This window comes from Nocardiopsis sp. MT53 (assembly GCF_019598965.1).
GTDB classification, from domain to species: domain Bacteria; phylum Actinomycetota; class Actinomycetes; order Streptosporangiales; family Streptosporangiaceae; genus Nocardiopsis; species Nocardiopsis changdeensis.
In genome coordinates this window covers 3,705,669-3,721,654 of the sequence record NZ_CP080599.1, presented here as the reverse complement: position 1 = coordinate 3,721,654, position 15,986 = coordinate 3,705,669, and the positions used below count along the sequence as shown (strand labels likewise).

The window sequence follows — 15,986 nt, the reverse complement described above, 5'->3', positions numbered from 1 at the left end:
CGATGAATGCACATGCAACGCGGGGCGCACTCCCCTCCTGTGAGCCTCGTCATCCCGCAGGCCCCGGCGCCGGGAGGGCCCCTCAGGGCGCGGAGAGGAAGCCGCGCAGGAGGGAGAACCAGGCGCCGGGGTCCTCCAGGTGGGCGTCGTGGGCGGTGTCGAGGTCGGCGCGGACGGTGGCGGGGCGCCGGGCGATCATCTCGTCCTTCTGCGCGTCGGAGAAGATGCCCAGGTCGGCGAAGACGGCGAGCGTGGGGGCCGCCACCCCCTCCCACTCGGCCCAGCGGGGCTCGTCGGCGGCGGCGACGACCGCCTCCATCACGTCGGCGTCGAACCGGGGGCGCAGCCCGTCGGGCCCCTCGGCCAGGTCGGCGGCCCAGGCCCGGGAGAGCACGTCCGAACCGAGGAAGGCGCGGGCCGCCGCCCGGTCGGGGAACGGCAGCGGCCAGGAGGCGAAGAAGGCGCCGATCCGCGCCGCCCCCTCCGGGCCCTCGCCGCCCGCCGGGTGGCCCTCCAGCAGCACCAGCCGCTCGACGAGGTCGGGCCGGGCCGCGGCGGTGAGCAGGGCGGTGTGCGCGCCCATGGACTGGCCGACCAGCCGCACCGGCCCCCGGGCCACCCGTTCGGCGACCGCGGCGGCGTCGGCGACGAAGGCCGAGCGCGAGACGTCGGCCGGACGGCGGGTGCTGCGGCCGTGGCCGCGCTGGTCGACCAGGATCACCCGGAAGTCCGGCGCCAGGGCGCGGGCGGTCGGCTCGAACTCGCGGACGCTCCCCGCCAGCCCGTGCAGGACGAGCACCGGCGGCCCGTCTCCCCCGCTGTCGAGGACGTGCAGGTCGGCGCCGTCCCGGCTCAGAGTAGTGGCGCGCAGGGGGTCGCTCATGCACCCCAGTGTGGCGGACCGGGCGGAGCGCCACGAAGGGCGCACACGGAACATTCGGCACTCGCGTACCAAAAACGCGTAGGTCTCTTGCGACACACCGGAAAATCATGAAGGTTTTCTACTGGGTGGGTCATCGTCGCGTACCGTCGTCGCCAGGACACGACCCGGAATCCGTCGGGCCCCACCCGCAGGAGAGCCCCCGGAAGGAGCCACGTTGGCGCACCCGTCCCGACCCACCTCCCCCGTCCCCCGATGCGGCGCGCTCCTGGCGGCGACCCTGGTCGCCGCCCTGCTGCCCGCGCTCCCCGCCGCCGCGCTGACCGCGCCCGCGACCGGCACCGGATCCGCCGAGTGCCGGGCCGACCCCCGGGCCGCGCCCGAGCGGCAGATGCGCGCCGAGTGGATCGCCGGGGTGCAGAACATCGACTGGCCCAGCCGCACCGGGCTCACGCCCGAGCAGCAACAGGCCGAGCTGACCGCCCTGTACGACCGCGCCGTCGACAACGGCCTGAACGCGGTGTTCGTACAGATCCGGCCCACCGCCGACGCCTTCTGGCCCTCCCCCCACGAGCCCTGGTCGCAGTGGCTCACCGGGACCCAGGGCCGGAACCCCGGCTACGACCCCCTGGAGTTCGCCGTCGCGGAGGCGCACGCCCGGGGGCTGGAGTTCCACGGCTGGTTCAACCCCTACCGGGTGGCCATGCACGACGACCCCGACCGCCTGAGCGCCGACCACCCGGCCCGCCGCAACCCCGACTGGACCTTCTCCTACGGCGGGCGGCTCTACTACGACCCCGGCATCCCGGAGGTCCGGGAGTTCGTGATCGGGGCGATGATGCACGCCGTCGAGAACTACGACATGGACGGCGTGCACTTCGACGACTACTTCTACCCCTATCCGGTGTCCGGCCAGGAGATCCCCGACGCCGACACCTTCGCCGAGTACGGCGGCGACCACGACGACATCGACGACTGGCGGCGCGACAACGTCGACACCATGGTGCGGGAGATGGACGAGGCGGTGCACGCCGCCAAGCCGCACGTGAAGTTCGGCATCAGCCCGTTCGGCATCTGGCGCAACGCCTCCACCGACCCGGAGGGCTCGGCCACCAACGGCCTCCAGTCCTACGACGCCATCTTCGCCGACAGCCGCCGGTGGGTCCGCGAGGGGTGGGTGGACTACATCAACCCGCAGATCTACTGGGAGATCGGCCTGCCGGTCGCGGACTACGCGGTGCTGGTGCCCTGGTGGGAGCAGGTCGTGGCGGGCACCGACGTGCACCTCTACGTGGGCCAGGCCGCCTACAAGGTCGGGAACGCGGGCGCCTGGTCGGACCCACGCGAGCTGTCCCGGCACCTGGAGTTCAACCGGGACCACCCGGGGGTGCTGGGCGACGTGTACTTCAGCGCGAACTCGCTGGACACCAACGCGGCGGAGGCGATGGCGCTCGTCCGCGAGGAGCACTACCGCCACCCGGCGCTCGTGCCCCTGCACGAGGGCCTGCCCGGCCGGGCGCCGCAGGCGCCGCGGGTGGTCGGCGGGGCCCAGGGCGACGGGGTGGAGCTGTCCATCCGCCCGGGCCGGGGCGAGCGCCCCGCCTACTACGCGGTGTACGCGGTGGAGGGGCAGCCCGGGCGCGACCCCGACTGCGCCGTGCCCGGCGTGCGCACCCTGGTCGGGACCGTGCCCGCCGGCGACGACGGCCGGGCGGTGTTCACCACCGAGGGCGGCGGCCGCACCTACTACGCGACCGCGCTGGACCGGACCCACCGCGAGAGCGGCGTGAGCAACCCCCGGCACGTGCCCTAGGGAGCGCGTCCCCGCCCGCCGACGCGAACGGGGCCCGGTGCGGCGCACCGGGCCCCGGCCCGTGTCCGGCCCCGCGGGTGTCAGGGGCGGCCCGCCCGGGTCCCGGCGGCGAGGACGACGGCGATGCCGGCCAGGGCGGCGAGCACCACCACCGTGTTCGGCGACAGGAACTCGGCGAGCGCCCCCGCCAGTGCGAACCCCGCCCCCTGGAAGATCATCAGCCCGGCGGTCACGAGCGTCATGACCTGGCCGCGCTCCTGCTCGGGGACCGCCGCCACCAGCAGCCGGTCCACACCGAGCGCGTACCCGTACCCCGCCCCGGACAGCACGAGCAGGGCGAGCAGCGCCACCGGACCCGGGTGCAGGCCCAGGCCGAGCAGCGGCAGGAAGGCCAGCAGCCCGAGCGGGACGATGGCCCGCACCCGCTGGGCGTCGGTCAGCAGGGTCCCGGCCAGGAAGGTGCCCGCGATCATGCCGACCGGGGTGGCCGACAGCAGCATCGCGACCAGGGCGGGCCCGCCACCCAGGGCGTCGGCCAGCGGCGCGGCCAGCGCCTCGGCGGCCACGCCCAGCACCGGCGGGAACCAGGTCAGGGCCAGCAGGACGCGCAGGCGCGGGGAGCGCAGGACCTCGCGGACGCCGCGCAGCGAATCGGCCACCGGGGAGGACTGCGCGGCCTCCGGGGAGCGGCGGGGCCCGAAGGCGGGGAGCCCGAGGCGCAGCAGCAGGCAGGACGCCAGCAGCAGCCCCGCGCCCGCGAGCAGTGCCGGGGTGGGCGAGAGCACCGCGAACAGCACACCGCCGAACGCGAACCCGCAGATCTGCGCGAGCTGCGCCGCCATCCGCAGCAGGGACCGGCCCAGCGCGAACCCCTCCGGGGGCAGCACGTCGGCCACCGTCGCCGCCTTGGTCCCCTGGTAGAGCGGGGCGATCGCGCCCATCACGAACATCAGCAGCAGCATCACCGCGATGGGCGTCCCCGGCACCGCCATGCCGACCACGAGCAGAGCGGTCGCCCCCTGGGTCAGGACCATGAGCCCGCGGGCGGGGACCCGGTCGGTGAGCGCCGACAGCAGGGTCGCGCCCAGCAGGTGGGGCAGGAAGCCCATGGCGAAGGCCAGCGCCGACAGCAGCGGCGAGCCGGTGCGCGTGTACACGGTGAGGGACAGTGTCATCTGCGCGGCGACCTGGCCCAGGATCGCCAGCACCTCGGCCAGGAACAGGACGCGGAACTCGGGGACGGCCAGGACCCGCAGGTATCCGGTGCGCGCGGCGGCGCGCGGCTCGGTCGGGGATGTCATGCCCCCAGGTTCGGACCCGCCCGGGGTAGCCTCAAACGATTCGGCGGTGACCGAAACGACGACGCGCACGGGAGGCGCCGGTGGCCGGACGGCTGGTGTTCAGCCATGACGACCTGCTGCGCTGCCGCTTCGCGGTCTCCCCGCTGTGGGAGGCCACCGCGGCGGTGCGGCTGCTCGGCGAGCCGCACCGGGGCACGCTGCGCCGGCTGTGGCCCGCGGCGATCCGCGAGCGCAACGGCACCGACCTGGGCCTGGACCCGCTGCCGCTGCTGTCGCCGCGCCCCGGGTACACGCCCGACTTCCTGACCCCTCCCCCGCCGGGGCCGTCCGCGGACCTGGAGGACGAACTGGAGGCGCTGCTCACCACCCCGCCCGAGCAGGTGGCGGTGGAGCTGCGGCAGTGCCTGCTGGATCCGCGCCGGGCCCTGCCGGAGTCGGTGACCGGGCCGCTGCTGGCCGATCCGGAGGCGACCCTGGAGCGGATCGTCCGGGCGGTGCGCCGGGCGTGGGAGGCGCTGGTGGCGCCGCACTGGCCGCGGGCCCGGGCGCTGCTGGAGGCCGACGTGTCGCTGCGCGCCCGCACCGTCGCCGAGGGCGGGCTGCGGGAGGTGATCGCCGCCGTCGCCCCCGACGCCCGGTGGCGGGGGCGGGTGCTGCACCTGCCCGACCCGGCCCAGGGCGAGCGCACGCTGGACGGCCGGGGCCTGGTGCTGATGCCCAGCGTGTTCATGTGGCCGGAGACGGTGGCCAAGACCGAGGAGCCCTGGCAGCCGACGCTGTTCTACCCCGTGCACGGGGTGGGGCGGCTGTGGGAGGCCGAGCCCCCGGCGCCGGCCGGGGACGCCCTGGCCCGGCTGCTGGGCGGGACCCGCGCGCGCCTGCTGACGGTGCTCGCCGAACCCTCGACGACCACGGTGCTGGCCCGCGCGCACGGGTGGAGTCCGGCCACCGTTTCGGAGCACCTGTCGGTGCTGCGCGCGGCAGGGCTGGTGCGGTCGTGGCGGGTGGGGCGGCGGGTGTTCTACACCCGGACGCCGGCGGGCGACACCCTGCTCCGGGCGGGCGGCCCCGTCGGCCGCACCCCCGGCGCGGACCCGGGAGAGGCCAGGGTTTAGGGTAGGCGAGCCTTATCTGCTTGTGAACGGAGTCCCGTGTCTCCCCTGCTCAGTAACCCGCGCGCCCGAGCGCGCGCCCTGTCGTCCGCCGCCGCCCTGGCCGCCCTGACCCTGCTCAGCGCCTGCGGCAACGCCGCGGACGGCGCCTCCGACGGCCAGGACGCCGACGGCTCCGGCGGCGGGGTCGCCGCCGAGGCGGGCGCCTTCCCGGTCACCATCGAGCACGAGTTCGGCGAGACCACCGTCACCGAGGCGCCCGAGCGCATCGTCACCCTGGGCGTCACCGACGCCGACGCCGTGCTGGCCCTGGGCGCGGTCCCCGTCGGTCACACCGGCTACCCGTTCTTCGAGAACGGGCTGGGGCCCTGGACCGACGACCTGGTGGGCGACGCGGAGACGACCCTGCTGGAGTCCGAGGCCGAGCCCAACTTCGAGCAGATCGCCGCTCTGGAGCCCGACCTCATCATCGGTGTCTCCTCCGGGTTCGACGAGGCCGCCTACGAGAACCTGTCGCAGATCGCCCCCGTGCTCGCGCGCCCCGCCGGGACCGCGGCCTACGCCGTCCCGCGCGAGGACGCCACCGCGTCCATCGCCGCCGCGATGGGCGTCCCGGAGAAGGGCGAGCAGCTCAACGCCGAGACCGACGCCCTGCTGGAGGAGGTCCGCGCCGAGCACCCGGAGTTCGCGGAGATGACCGGCGGGGTCGTGCTGCCCTACGACGGGAAGTTCGGCGCGTACCTGCCCGGCGACGCCCGCGGCCAGTTCCTGGTGTCGCTGGGCTTCCGGATCCCCGAGGAGATCACCGAGCGGGACACCGGCGAGAGCTTCTTCGTGGAGGTGCCCGCCGAGAACGTCGAGTGGCTCGACGGCGACGTGCTGCTGGTCCTGAGCGACGACGAGGACTACGACGTGGTCGAGGCCGCGCCGGTCTTCGCCGACCTGGACGTGGTGCGCGAGGACGCCGTGGTCGTGGCCACCATCGAGCAGCGCGGCGCCATCACCTACAACTCGGTGCTGTCGATCCCCTACGCGGTGGACACCCTGGTCCCCCGCATCGCGGACGCCCTGGCCTGAGACCGGGCCGCTCCCGGCGGCGCCCCGCTCCGCGGCGGGGCGCCGCCGGCGTTCCCGGGGCCGGCGGGAGCCCCGGACGGCTTGACCTCGACCCGGGTTGAGGTTGTGGAATTCTCCCGGGCGCGACCGTGCCCGGCGAGGAGGGGAACGTGGAGACGACGAGCGCGGCGGACCGCGGGGCGGCGGCGTGACCGCCGAGGCCGGGACGCCCGGACGGGCGCGGCTGTGGGCGCCTCCCCACCGTCCCGTGGTGGCCGGGGTGTTCGGGCTGATGACCTTCATCGCCTTCGAGGCCTTCGCCGTCACCACCGTGATGCCGGTCGTCGCGCGGAGCCTGCACGCGGAGCAGTGGTACTCGCTGGCGTTCGCCGCGACCGCCACCACCGGGCTCATCGGCATGACCGTCGGCGGCCGCTGGGCCGACCTGCGCGGGGTGCGCCGCCCGCTGGTCGCCGGCGCGGTGATGTTCCTCGTGGGCATCGCGCTGTGCGCGGCCGCCCCCGGCATGCCGGTCTTCGTCCTCGGCCGCCTGCTCCAGGGCGTGGGCGGCGGCATCGACTCGGTCGTGCTGTACGTGGTCATCGCCCGGTTCGTCCCCGAGGACCTGCGCCCGCGCATGTTCGGGCTGCTGACCGCGGCCTGGCTGCTGCCGTCGATCGTGGGGCCGCTGGTCACCGGCGCGCTGGTGGAGCTGATGCACTGGCGGCTGGTGTTCGCCCTGGTGCTGGCCGGGTCCGCGCTCTCGCTGGCGGTGCTGCTGAACGCGATCCGCTCGGCCCCGCGCCCGGACACCGCGGGATCCCCGGTGGGCCGCCGGGGCCTGTGGGCGGTGGTCGCGGCCGTCTCGGTGCTGGGCCTGCACCTGGCCGGGCAGCAGCAGATGCCCTGGCTCGTGGTGGGTACGGCGGCGGGCGCGGCCGCCGCGGCGGTCGCCGCCGCGCGCCTGCTGCCCGCGGGGACGCTGCGGGCGCGGGCGGGCATCCCCCGGCTGGTCGCCTTCCGGGGCGTGCTCGGGGCGGCCAACGCCGCCACCGACATCTACCTGCCGCTGTACCTCCAGCACCGGCTGGACTTCAGCCCCGTGGCGTCGGGCGCGGTGGTGGCGATCGGGGCGTTCGGCTGGGCGCTGGGCGCCTGGATCCAGGGGCGCTCGGACGCCCCCGCCGGATCGCCCGCCTCGCTGCGTACGGCGGCGCTGCTGGCGCTGTGCGGGCCGGTGGCGGCGCTGGGCCTGGTGACCGGGGTGCTGCCGCTCTGGGCGACCGTGCTCGGCTGCGTGCTGATGGGGACGGGCATGGGCCTGGCCTACCCGCAGGTGAGCTCGCTGGTGCTCGCGCTGTCGCCGGTCGGGGAGCAGGGGGGCAACAGCTCGGCGCTGCAGGTGGCGGAGTCGCTGGGCGTCTCGCTGCTGATCGCGGTGACCGGCGCCGTGCTCGCCGCGTCCGCCCTGACCGGCTACGGGCCCGTGTACGGGGTGGTCGCCGGGACCGCCCTGCTGGCCGTCGCGCTGACCATGGCCTTCACCCCGCCGCCGCCGGGTCACTGATCGCGTGTCAGCGGGGCGGCCATGGCCGAGAACAGCTCCTCGATCCGCGCGGGTCCGGCCCCGGTCAGCGCCGGGGACCCCACGACCGAGCGCATGACCCCCAGCCCCAGCAGGAGGGCGCCGAGCATCTCGGCGCGCAGCGCGGCGTCGTCCCCCGGCAGCCGTTCGGCGAACCCGGCGAGGTGCTCGTCGCAGATCCGGACGCGCAGCTGCTCGCGCACGTCGGCCCGGCCGGAGGAACGGAGCATCGCCACCAGGGGGTGCTCGCCGGCGGGGCCGCGGTCGGCCAGGACCACCTCGCGCAGCAGGTCGGCGGCGATCTCCCCGGCCGGGCGGTCCGGGCCCCCGTGCGGCACGTCGGGGACCTCGGGCCGCATCGCCTGCGCGTAGAGCTCGCGTTTGGAGCCGAAGTAGCGGAAGACCAGCGCGGCGTCGACGCCCGCGTCCGCGGCGATCTCCCGGACGCCGACACCGTCGAAGCCCTGTCGGGAGAAACGCAGGCGCGCGGCGTCGAGCAGGGCCGCGCGGGTGGCCGCCTTGTCGCGGCGCCGTCGTGTGGTCATGCGTGTCAGCATAAGTCATCAAGCGTTGACTTAATACCCGGCTCCGCCTAGCCTTTGTCATCATCTGATGACTTGATCGGACGGGGAAACGGTATGCGGGTGTACGCCATCACCGGAGGGACCAACGGGATGGGCCGGGCCCTGGGCCTGCTGCTGGCCCGCCGCGGGGACCGGGTCCTGGCCCTGGCCAGTGGGGAGGCGGGCGGGCGAGCGCTCCTCGACCGGGCCCGGGAGGCGGGGGCGGGCGACCGGGTCGACTTCCTGCGCGCCGACCTGAGCACCGTCGCCGGGATGAACGCGGCGCTGGCGGGTGTGCGCGAGCGCGCCGACCGGCTCGACGGGCTCGTCTTCGGCGCGCAGCGGTTCCGCCCCGTCCGCGAGGAGACCGCCGACGGCCTGGAGGCCACCTTCGCCCTGACCTACCTGAGCCGGTCCGTGCTCGGCCACGGACTGGTCGACCTGCTCGAACGCGGGGAGGCGCCGGTGATCCTCAACATCGCCGGCCCCGGCGGACTGCCGGGGCGCGTGCACTGGGACGACCTCCAGCTGACCCGGGGGTACACCGGGATGCGCGCGGCCATGCAGGGTTCGCGCTGCAACGACCTGCTGGGGGCGGACTTCCCCGCCCGCCACCCGGGGGCGCGCACCCGGTACGTCCTCTACAACCCCGGGTTCGTGCGCACCGGCATGGCCGACCCGCTGCCCGCGCCGCAACGGCTGCTCACCCGGGTGCTGGCCCGGGTCCTGGCGAGATCCCCGGAGGCGGCGGCCGCGGACCTGGCCCGGCTGCTGGACGCGCCCCCGGCCGAACCGGTCTCCGCGTTCCGCCGGAACACCCGGTTGGACCTGTCCGGCCCCGCCTTCGACCCCGGAGCGGCCGCCGGGCTGTACGCCCTCACCCGGGCGCTGCCGTTGGACGGCGGTCCCCCGGAGCGGGAACGGCACGTGTGACCGCCATCACCGGCGTGCTCCATCCCTTGGGACACAGGGCCTGCCGCTTCGCCCAGACGGCACTCGTGCCCCTTACCCGTGGCTTACAGTGCGGGGGTAGGGCGCCCGGGTAAGGGTCAGAGAACCGAGAAGGAGCGTGTCGATGTTCGACAGTGTCGTGGAGTGGTTCAAGGGCATGTTCGGCGGGGCGGCCGAGGAGGCCGTCCAGGGGGTCACGGACACCGTCCAGGGGTACGGCGAGGCCGCGCAGGGGTTCGGTGAGACCGCGCAGGGCTACGGCGAGACCGCGCAGGGGTACGGGGAGGCGGCCCAGGGGTACGGCGAGGAGGTCCTCGGCGGGGCCGCCGAGACCGCCCAGGGGTACGGCGAGGCCGCTCAGGGCTACGGCGAGGAGGTCCTCGGCGGGGCCGCCGAGACCGCGCAGGGCTACGGCGAGGCCGCCCAGGGGTACGGCGAAGAGGTCCTCGGCGGGGCCGCCGAGACCGCCCAGGGCTACGGCGAGGCCGCGTTCGGCGAGGCGGGCGAGGCCGTCCAGGGCTTCCAGGACCAGGCCGGTGCCGTCGGCGGGTTCGTGGAGGACCCGGGCGGCGCCGTCACCGACGCCGCCCGCGACCGCCTCATGGGCGAGGGCGGCTGACGACGTCCTGCCCGGCACCCCCGCCGGGCAGGGCGCGTCCCGCTATCCCCGTCCGGGACGCTCCGGACCGCCTCGCGCGGCCCGGACGGGCCCCGGGCCGTACCGGGCGCGCACCGCCGCCGCGGCCAGCGCGAGCAGGGCCGCCGCGCACAGCCACGCGAAGACGTCCCCCACCCGCGCGTACACCGTGGGGACCCCCTCCCGGGGGACGTGGGCCACCAGGAGCTGCCGTTCGGCGGTGTAGTAGTCCACCGTCGCCAGGGTCCGCCCCAGCGGGTCCACCGCGTTGGCCCGGCCCCGGCTCGCCTGGCGGACCAGCGACACCCCGTTCTCCACCGCGCGGAACACCGCGTTGCGCGCGTGCATCTCCTTGATCCCCTCCCAGGTGTTGGCGCCCACGAGCAGGATGTCCGCCCCCGCCGCGCCCGCCTGCCGGACCGTGCCCGGGAAGTCCCCGTCGTAGCAGATGACCGTGGCCAGCCGCCCAGCGGGCGTGTCCGCCACGGGCACCCGGCCGTCGCCGGGCTCGTACGGCTCCAGGATCGGGATCGGGTGGCTCTTGTCATAGGTCCACAGCACGGTCCCGGCGGGGTCGACGAGGACCATCTGGTTGCGCAGGTGCGGCGCCTCCTCGGTGTAGACCGACATCCCCGCGTTCACGTACACGCCGTGCCGGCGGGCGACCCGGGCGATGTCCTCCACGAGCAGGTCGCGGTCGGACTCCATGGTGAAGGCCGCCGACTCCGCCCAGACCACGACCTCGGCGCCCGCCTCGGCCTCGCGTCCGGTGGCGGCGAGCAGGTCGTCGTTGACGGCGGCGAAGCGTGCGCGCATCTCGGCGCGGTCGGCGGCGAGCAAGGCCTCCAGGGAGTCGTACTCGTGGAAGGTCGGCCGGAGCTCCTCCCAGGCGGCCTGGGAGGCGCTGACCCCGGCGACGCGCACCGTGTCGTCGGGGAGCGGGGAGAACACCAGGCGCGCCCCGCCCAGCGCGGTGACCAGGACGACCGCCGAGACGGCGGCGACCGCGGCGTTCCGGGAGGACCGGTCGGCCGCTCCGCGCTCCCACAGCAGGGCGGCGGCCGAGGCGGTCCACGCGATCAGGAGGCTCACCCCGTACACCCCGGTCAGTGAGGACACCTGGATCAGCGCCGTGTTCTCGGCCTGGGTGGCGCCCAGGACCCCCTGGATCGTGCCGAAGGGCGTGACCGAGGCGACCGCGAACTCCACCGTGACCACGGCGGCCGGGAAGACCGCGCTCGCCCACCGGCCGACACGGAGGTACAGGAGCCGGTCGAGGGTGTAGGGGACGGCGTGGACCAGGGCCAGGACGAGGGCGATCGGGAGGAAGGGCGGGGACAGCAGGTCGGCCAGGGCCAGCCAGACCGTCGTGGAGACGGCGGTGGAGGCCAGGGCGACGCCGAACGCGGCGAGGGGGCCGAACGAGCGGATGGAGCGGAGCAGCAGGACGGGGTAGAGCCAGGCGAGCAGGGCGATGTCCCAGGCCGCCTGCATGGCGAAGACGGACAGGAGGGTCCCGGCCGCCCAAAGGATCGCGCGGCGCACGGATGCGGAGTCCACGGATCTCCCTTCGGATCGGGTCTTCGGATCGGATGGTGCGGTGCGGCCCGGCCGGGGCTCCGCAAACGCTACGCCGCGCGCTCCCCCGTTCCCATGGGGGATCCCGCCCGGTCCCTACGGGATCCCGCGGCCCGAACTGCGGAGTCCCGCAGTACCGGTGCGGCCCCGGGGGCGGCTACCGTCCTAGGGCGTGCTCCGCGGATCATTCCGGGTCGCGGCCGCTCCCGGCATTCGGCGCAAGCGCCGAAACGCTCGAAGGCATCCACCGGGCATGCTCCAGGACGTGCCCCGCGGACGCCCCTGCGGCCCGGTGCCCGCGCCGGGGAGGGCCCGGGCACATCCGCGGGGCGAGGACCGACGAGGAGGAGGACCCATGGGCGGCGAGGACCGGTCGGCGCGCGTCTGGGCGCGGGCCGTGGCGGGCACCGCCCTGGGCGCGGCGTCCGCGGTGGTGGAGGCCGCGGCGCTGGTGCCGCTGCTCGTCCTGCTGCCGCTGGCCGCCGCCCGGCCCGGGCGGCGGTGGCTGCACCGGCTGCTGCGGCCGTTGGAGCGGGCCGAACGGTGGCGCCTGGCCGCCCTGTTCGGGATCGAGATCGTGGGCGAGCCCGGGCCGCTGCGCGTGTCGGCGTACCTGGCGGTGCGCTGCCCGGTGGGGCTGTTCGGCGGGCTGGTGCTGGGGTTCTTCCTGCCGTCGGGGGTCTACCTGGCGCTCTCCCCCCTGGCGGTGCTGGACGGCAATCCGGTGGCGGTCGTCCCGTTCGGGCTGGCCCTGGTGTACTTGAGCGTGCAGGGGATCGTGGGACTGGTGGGCACCGAGCGCTGGCTCGCGCGCCGGCTGCTGGGCCCCAGCCGCCAGGACCTGCTCCGGGAGCGGGTCGCCGAGCTCACCGCGTCCCGGGCCGGGGTGGTCACCGCCGTGGACCGGGAGCGCCGCCGGATCGAGCGCGACCTGCACGACGGCCTCCAGCAGCGGCTGGTCCTGGTGGGCATGGCCCTGGGCCGGGCCCGGCGCGACCCCGGCTCCGCGCGCGGCCGGGAACTGGTGGAGCAGGCCCACCGGGAGATGGGCAACGCGATCCGCGACCTCAAGGAGGTCGCCTGGCGGGTGTACCCGGCGGTGCTGGCCGAGTCCGGGCTGGCCGCGGCCCTGGACGGGCTGGCCGCCCGGTCGGAGCTGCCGATCCGGGTGTCCTGCCGGGTTCCGGCGGAGATCCCGCCGGCGGTGGAGACCGCGGCCTACTTCGTGGTGGCCGAGGCGGTCACCAACACGGTCAAGCACGCCGGGGCGACCCGGGTGGACGTGCACGTCGAGAGTGAGGGGAACGCGTTGGTGGTCCGGGTGAGCGATGACGGGGCGGGCGGGGCCGACCCGTCGGGGACGGGACTGTCCGGCCTGGCGGGCCGGGTGGGCGCGCTGGACGGGAGCCTGGCCGTGGACAGCCCGGTCGGCGGACCGACGACCGTGACGGCGGTGCTGCCGTGCGGGTGATCGTGGCCGAGGACTCCGCGCTGCTGCGCGAGGGCCTGGTGCGGCTGCTGGAGGACGAGGGCCACCGGGTGATCGCCTCCGTCGGGGACGCCGAGGCGCTGCTCGCGGCGGTCGCCGAGGAGGAGCCCGACGTGGTCGTGGCCGACGTGCGCATGCCGCCGACGCACACCGACGAGGGCCTGCGGGCGGCGGTGCGGCTGCGCCGGGAGCGCCCGGGGATCGGGGTGCTGGTGCTGTCCCAGTACGTGGAGCGGCGGTACGCGACCCGGCTGTTCACAGAGAACACCGGCGGGGTCGGCTACCTGCTCAAGGACCGGGTGATGGAGGTGGACGGCTTCCTCGACGCGCTGGAGCGGGTGGGCGCGGGCGGGGCGTCCTTCGACCCCGAGGTCGTCCGGCAGCTGCTGGCCGGCGGCGAGGGGGGCGGGCTGACCGAGCGGGAGCGCTCGGTGCTGGAGCTGATGGCGCAGGGGCACACCAACCCGGCGATCGCCGAGCGGCTGTTCGTCTCGGTGAGCGCGGTGGAGAAGCACGCCAACGCGATCTTCGAGAAGTTCGGGCTGGCCGCGACGCCGGGCTACAACCGCCGTGTGCTGGCGATCCTGCGCCACCTGGGCGCCTGACGGCGGCCCGCCGGGTGTTCCGGGACCCGGCGGGCCGCCCGCCCGAGAGGGCGCTCCGGCGGAGGGGATCAGCCGAAGTCCACGTCACTGCACAGGTAGTACACCTGGTCCTGGTGGGAGGCCTTCCAAATCGTGTAGACGATGTGGTGGCCGGTGTACCCCGAGGTGCTGACGTCGATCAGGTAGTCGTTGCCGGGCGGGTACTGGCCGGTCTGCTCGACCAGTTCCAGGTCGTCCCAGCCGGGGGCCTGCGTGGTCGGGTCGAAGCCCTGGCGGGTGACGTACACCTGGAAGTAGTCCGCCCCGTGCGACGCCTGGTCGTACAGGTGGATGGTGAAGTCGTCCTCCACCGGGGTGGTCTTCCAGGCGCCGGGCGTGTCGAGGGAGTCGTAGCGGCCGCCCTCGGTGTTGCCGCCGCTGCACAGGGTGCCGTCGGGCACCTGGCCGCGGTGGTCTCCGCCGACGTTGTCGCGGTACAGCCCGTTCCAGTTCCACATGGCGTTGGGGTTGTCCTGCCACGCCTGCCAGCACATGGGGTCTTCCTGCGCCATGCCGGGGTTGAGGTGGTCGTCGCCCCAGCGCTCGAAGCAGCCGTAGTTGCGGGAGGCGGGGTCGACCACGGAACCGTGCGCGGAGGCGGGCGCGGCCGTGGCGGTGAGGGCGAGCAGGGGCAGTGCCGCCAGCGTCAGGGCCCGGGCCGCCAGGGGGAGGCGGGGGCGGGCGGTGGTCGTTGCGGTGTTCTCGTTCATTGCGTCTCCGTCGGTCTCGGCCGGGTGGCCACACGACGGGGAGCGCTCCCACGCCGATTGTTACCCACCGGATCCGCCCCGAAACACAGCGCTCCGGAATTCCCTCGCCGCCGGGTGCCGGCCGGGGTTAAGGTGCCGGGACGACATCCCGACGGGAAGGGGCCGCATGAACGAGCACTCCGGACGACGAGCCCTCCGCACCGCCGCGGCCGGGGAGCCGACCCGCCGCTGACGGCCCCGGGGCCGCCACCGGCGCCCCCGCCCGGGGCGCGCCGGCGGTCCGCGGTGCCCGGTGTCCCCGGACACGGCCGGGCGGAAGGCACATGCGTGTTCTCTTCCCTCCGTGTCTCGGGAGTCCCCGTGTCATCGTTGTTCCCGTTCCGCCGCACGCGCGCCGGACGCCCTCCCCTGGGCCGCGACTTCACCCTCCTGTGGCGGGCGTCGGCCCTGACCAACCTCGGCGACGGCGCGCTGCTGGCCGCCGGCCCCCTGCTCGTCGCCTCCGTGGCGCCCTCCCCCCTGGCCGTGGCGGGCGCCGCGGCCGTGCAGACCGCGCCGCACCTGCTGTTCTCCCCCTTCGCCGGCGCCCTGGTCGACCGGCTCCCCCGGCGGTCGGTGCTGGTCGCCGCCGACCTGGCCCGGGGCGCGGTGCTCGCGCTGCTGGCCCTGGCCGTGCTGACCGGCGGGGCCCACCTGTGGACGGTGTACGCGGCGGTGTTCGCCCTCGGCGTGGGCGAGACCCTGGCCGACACCGCCTACGGTGCCCTGGTCCCCTCGGTGGTCCCCAGGGAGCTGCTGGGCAGGGCCAACGCCCGGCTGGCGCTGACGTTCTCGCTCAACAACCAACTGCTGGGGCCGCCGCTGGGCGCGGCGCTGTTCGCCGTGCTGTGGGCGCTGCCGTTCGGGTTCGACGCCCTCGCCTACGCCGTGGCCGGGCTGGTCGTGCTGCGCCTGTCGGTGCGGCCGCGGACCCCGGAACCCGAACGCCGCAACGGCGGCGGCCTGTGGGCGGACACGCTCGGGGGCCTGGTGTTCGTCGGCGGCGTCCCGGTGCTGCGCACGCTGACCGGCTGCATCCTCGTCATGAACCTGACCGGGGTGGGCGCGTTCTCGATCTGGGTGCTGTACGCCCGCGAGCACCTGGGGCTGTCGGAGGCCGGGTTCGGCCTGTTCATCGCGGCCGGCGCCGTCGGCGGGGTGGTGGGCTCGCGGGTGTACGGGTTCTGGGAGCCCCGGGTGGGGCGCGCGTTCCTGCTGCGCTGGGGGTTGGTACTGGAGGCGGCGACCTACGCGGCGCTGGCCCTGGTCGCGAGCCCGTGGGCGGCCGGGGCGGTCATGGCCCTGTTCGGCGTGCACGCGGTGGTGTGGGGGACGGCCGCGGTGACCGTACGGCAGTCGGTCACACCCGACGGCCTGCTGGGCCGGGCGGCCGGGGTGTACCGGTGGGCCGACCTGGGCGGGGCGGCGCTGGGCGCGGTGCTCGGCGGGGCGCTGGCCCAGACGCTGGGACTACTGGCGCCGTTCTGGGTGGCGGCGGCCGCGGTGGGCGTGCTGGCGGCGGTGGCCTGGCGGCCCCTGGGCGCGGCCGACGCGGAGCCGGCGGCGGGGAATTCGGGACGGCGTTCCTGAAATAAGTCGTTCATATGGTGTTTACATATCACCATTGG

Annotated in this window: 14 protein-coding genes; 9 read left to right on the top strand and 5 right to left on the bottom strand. The window is 75.4% G+C overall.

Features of this window, described 5'->3' with window-relative positions; all coding sequences use genetic code 11:
• Positions 1–82: 82 nt before the first annotated feature.
• Complete coding sequence (locus K1J57_RS16610) at positions 83–883, bottom strand: alpha/beta fold hydrolase (protein ID WP_255646368.1); 801 nt, start codon at positions 881–883, stop codon at positions 83–85.
• A 214-nt stretch (positions 884–1,097) separates the two neighbouring features.
• On the opposite strand from K1J57_RS16610, the gene K1J57_RS16605 reads away from it, so the two are divergent.
• The gene (locus K1J57_RS16605; protein WP_255646367.1) at positions 1,098–2,693 is read left to right on the top strand and encodes a glycoside hydrolase family 10 protein; all 1,596 of its coding nucleotides are present in this window, start codon (positions 1,098–1,100) and stop codon (positions 2,691–2,693) included.
• 80 nt (positions 2,694–2,773) lie between these two features.
• On the opposite strand, the gene K1J57_RS16600 is transcribed toward K1J57_RS16605, so the two are convergent.
• On the bottom strand, positions 2,774–3,994 hold the full coding sequence (locus K1J57_RS16600) for an MFS transporter (protein WP_220559474.1): 1,221 nt from the start codon (positions 3,992–3,994) through the stop codon (positions 2,774–2,776).
• A gap of 80 nt (positions 3,995–4,074) precedes the next feature.
• On the opposite strand from K1J57_RS16600, the gene K1J57_RS16595 reads away from it, so the two are divergent.
• The 3 genes from K1J57_RS16595 (at position 4,075) to K1J57_RS16585 (ending at position 7,729) form a co-directional block, all read left to right on the top strand.
• Positions 4,075–5,109 (top strand): DUF5937 family protein, encoded by a 1,035-nt coding sequence (locus K1J57_RS16595; RefSeq protein ID WP_255646366.1) that lies wholly within the window; start codon positions 4,075–4,077, stop codon positions 5,107–5,109.
• Between the two features lie 36 nt (positions 5,110–5,145).
• A complete protein-coding gene (locus K1J57_RS16590; RefSeq protein ID WP_255646365.1) occupies positions 5,146–6,183 on the top strand; it encodes an iron-siderophore ABC transporter substrate-binding protein in 1,038 nt (345 codons plus the stop codon).
• 187 nt (positions 6,184–6,370) lie between these two features.
• The gene (locus K1J57_RS16585) at positions 6,371–7,729 is read left to right on the top strand and encodes an MFS transporter (RefSeq protein WP_255646364.1); all 1,359 of its coding nucleotides are present in this window, start codon (positions 6,371–6,373) and stop codon (positions 7,727–7,729) included.
• Here the strand turns inward: K1J57_RS16585 and K1J57_RS16580 are convergent.
• Complete coding sequence (locus K1J57_RS16580; protein ID WP_220559473.1) at positions 7,723–8,292, bottom strand: TetR/AcrR family transcriptional regulator; 570 nt, start codon at positions 8,290–8,292, stop codon at positions 7,723–7,725. The genes K1J57_RS16585 and K1J57_RS16580 overlap by 7 nt on opposite strands.
• Positions 8,293–8,385: 93 nt before the next feature.
• Between K1J57_RS16580 and K1J57_RS16575 the strand changes: the two genes are divergently transcribed.
• Both K1J57_RS16575 and K1J57_RS16570 read left to right on the top strand, forming a co-directional pair.
• Positions 8,386–9,243 carry an SDR family NAD(P)-dependent oxidoreductase gene (locus K1J57_RS16575; protein WP_220559471.1) on the top strand — a complete coding sequence of 286 codons (858 nt, stop codon included), beginning with the start codon at positions 8,386–8,388 and terminating at the stop codon, positions 9,241–9,243.
• Between the two features lie 142 nt (positions 9,244–9,385).
• On the top strand, positions 9,386–9,880 hold the full coding sequence (locus K1J57_RS16570; RefSeq protein ID WP_220559470.1) for a hypothetical protein: 495 nt from the start codon (positions 9,386–9,388) through the stop codon (positions 9,878–9,880).
• A gap of 42 nt (positions 9,881–9,922) precedes the next feature.
• Here K1J57_RS16570 and K1J57_RS16565 read toward each other — a convergent pair whose 3' ends face one another.
• Positions 9,923–11,458, bottom strand: a complete 1,536-nt coding sequence (locus K1J57_RS16565; RefSeq protein ID WP_255646363.1) for a nitrilase-related carbon-nitrogen hydrolase — start codon at positions 11,456–11,458, stop codon at positions 9,923–9,925.
• A 373-nt stretch (positions 11,459–11,831) separates the two neighbouring features.
• Here K1J57_RS16565 and K1J57_RS16560 point away from each other — a divergent pair, with 373 nt between their 5' ends.
• Together K1J57_RS16560 and K1J57_RS16555 are read left to right on the top strand one after the other, a co-directional pair.
• On the top strand, positions 11,832–12,947 hold the full coding sequence (locus K1J57_RS16560) for a sensor histidine kinase (protein WP_220559469.1): 1,116 nt from the start codon (positions 11,832–11,834) through the stop codon (positions 12,945–12,947).
• Positions 12,938–13,570 carry a response regulator transcription factor gene (locus K1J57_RS16555; protein ID WP_220559468.1) on the top strand — a complete coding sequence of 211 codons (633 nt, stop codon included), beginning with the start codon at positions 12,938–12,940 and terminating at the stop codon, positions 13,568–13,570. The genes K1J57_RS16560 and K1J57_RS16555 overlap by 10 nt, the downstream gene beginning before the upstream one ends.
• 68 nt (positions 13,571–13,638) lie before the next feature.
• Here the strand turns inward: K1J57_RS16555 and K1J57_RS16550 are convergent, their stop codons facing one another.
• Entirely contained in the window at positions 13,639–14,319 is a 681-nt protein-coding gene (locus K1J57_RS16550) for a lytic polysaccharide monooxygenase (RefSeq protein WP_220559467.1), read from the bottom strand.
• Positions 14,320–14,679: 360 nt separating this feature from the next.
• On the opposite strand from K1J57_RS16550, the gene K1J57_RS16545 reads away from it, so the two are divergent.
• On the top strand, positions 14,680–15,948 hold the full coding sequence (locus K1J57_RS16545; protein ID WP_220559466.1) for an MFS transporter: 1,269 nt from the start codon (positions 14,680–14,682) through the stop codon (positions 15,946–15,948).
• Positions 15,949–15,986: the final 38 nt, after the last annotated feature.

Excerpts from the sequence above, each read along its gene's own strand:
- K1J57_RS16610 (WP_255646368.1), bottom strand. The coding sequence starts at position 883 with ATGAGCGACCCCCTGCGCGCCACTACTCTGAGCCGGGACGGCGCCGAC.
- K1J57_RS16600 (WP_220559474.1), bottom strand. The coding sequence starts at position 3,994 with ATGACATCCCCGACCGAGCCGCGCGCCGCCGCGCGCACCGGATACCTG.
- K1J57_RS16580 (WP_220559473.1), bottom strand. The coding sequence starts at position 8,292 with ATGACCACACGACGGCGCCGCGACAAGGCGGCCACCCGCGCGGCCCTG.
- K1J57_RS16575 (WP_220559471.1), top strand. The coding sequence starts at position 8,386 with ATGCGGGTGTACGCCATCACCGGAGGGACCAACGGGATGGGCCGGGCC.
- K1J57_RS16570 (WP_220559470.1), top strand. The coding sequence starts at position 9,386 with ATGTTCGACAGTGTCGTGGAGTGGTTCAAGGGCATGTTCGGCGGGGCG.
- K1J57_RS16560 (WP_220559469.1), top strand. The coding sequence starts at position 11,832 with ATGGGCGGCGAGGACCGGTCGGCGCGCGTCTGGGCGCGGGCCGTGGCG.
- K1J57_RS16550 (WP_220559467.1), bottom strand. The coding sequence starts at position 14,319 with ATGAACGAGAACACCGCAACGACCACCGCCCGCCCCCGCCTCCCCCTG.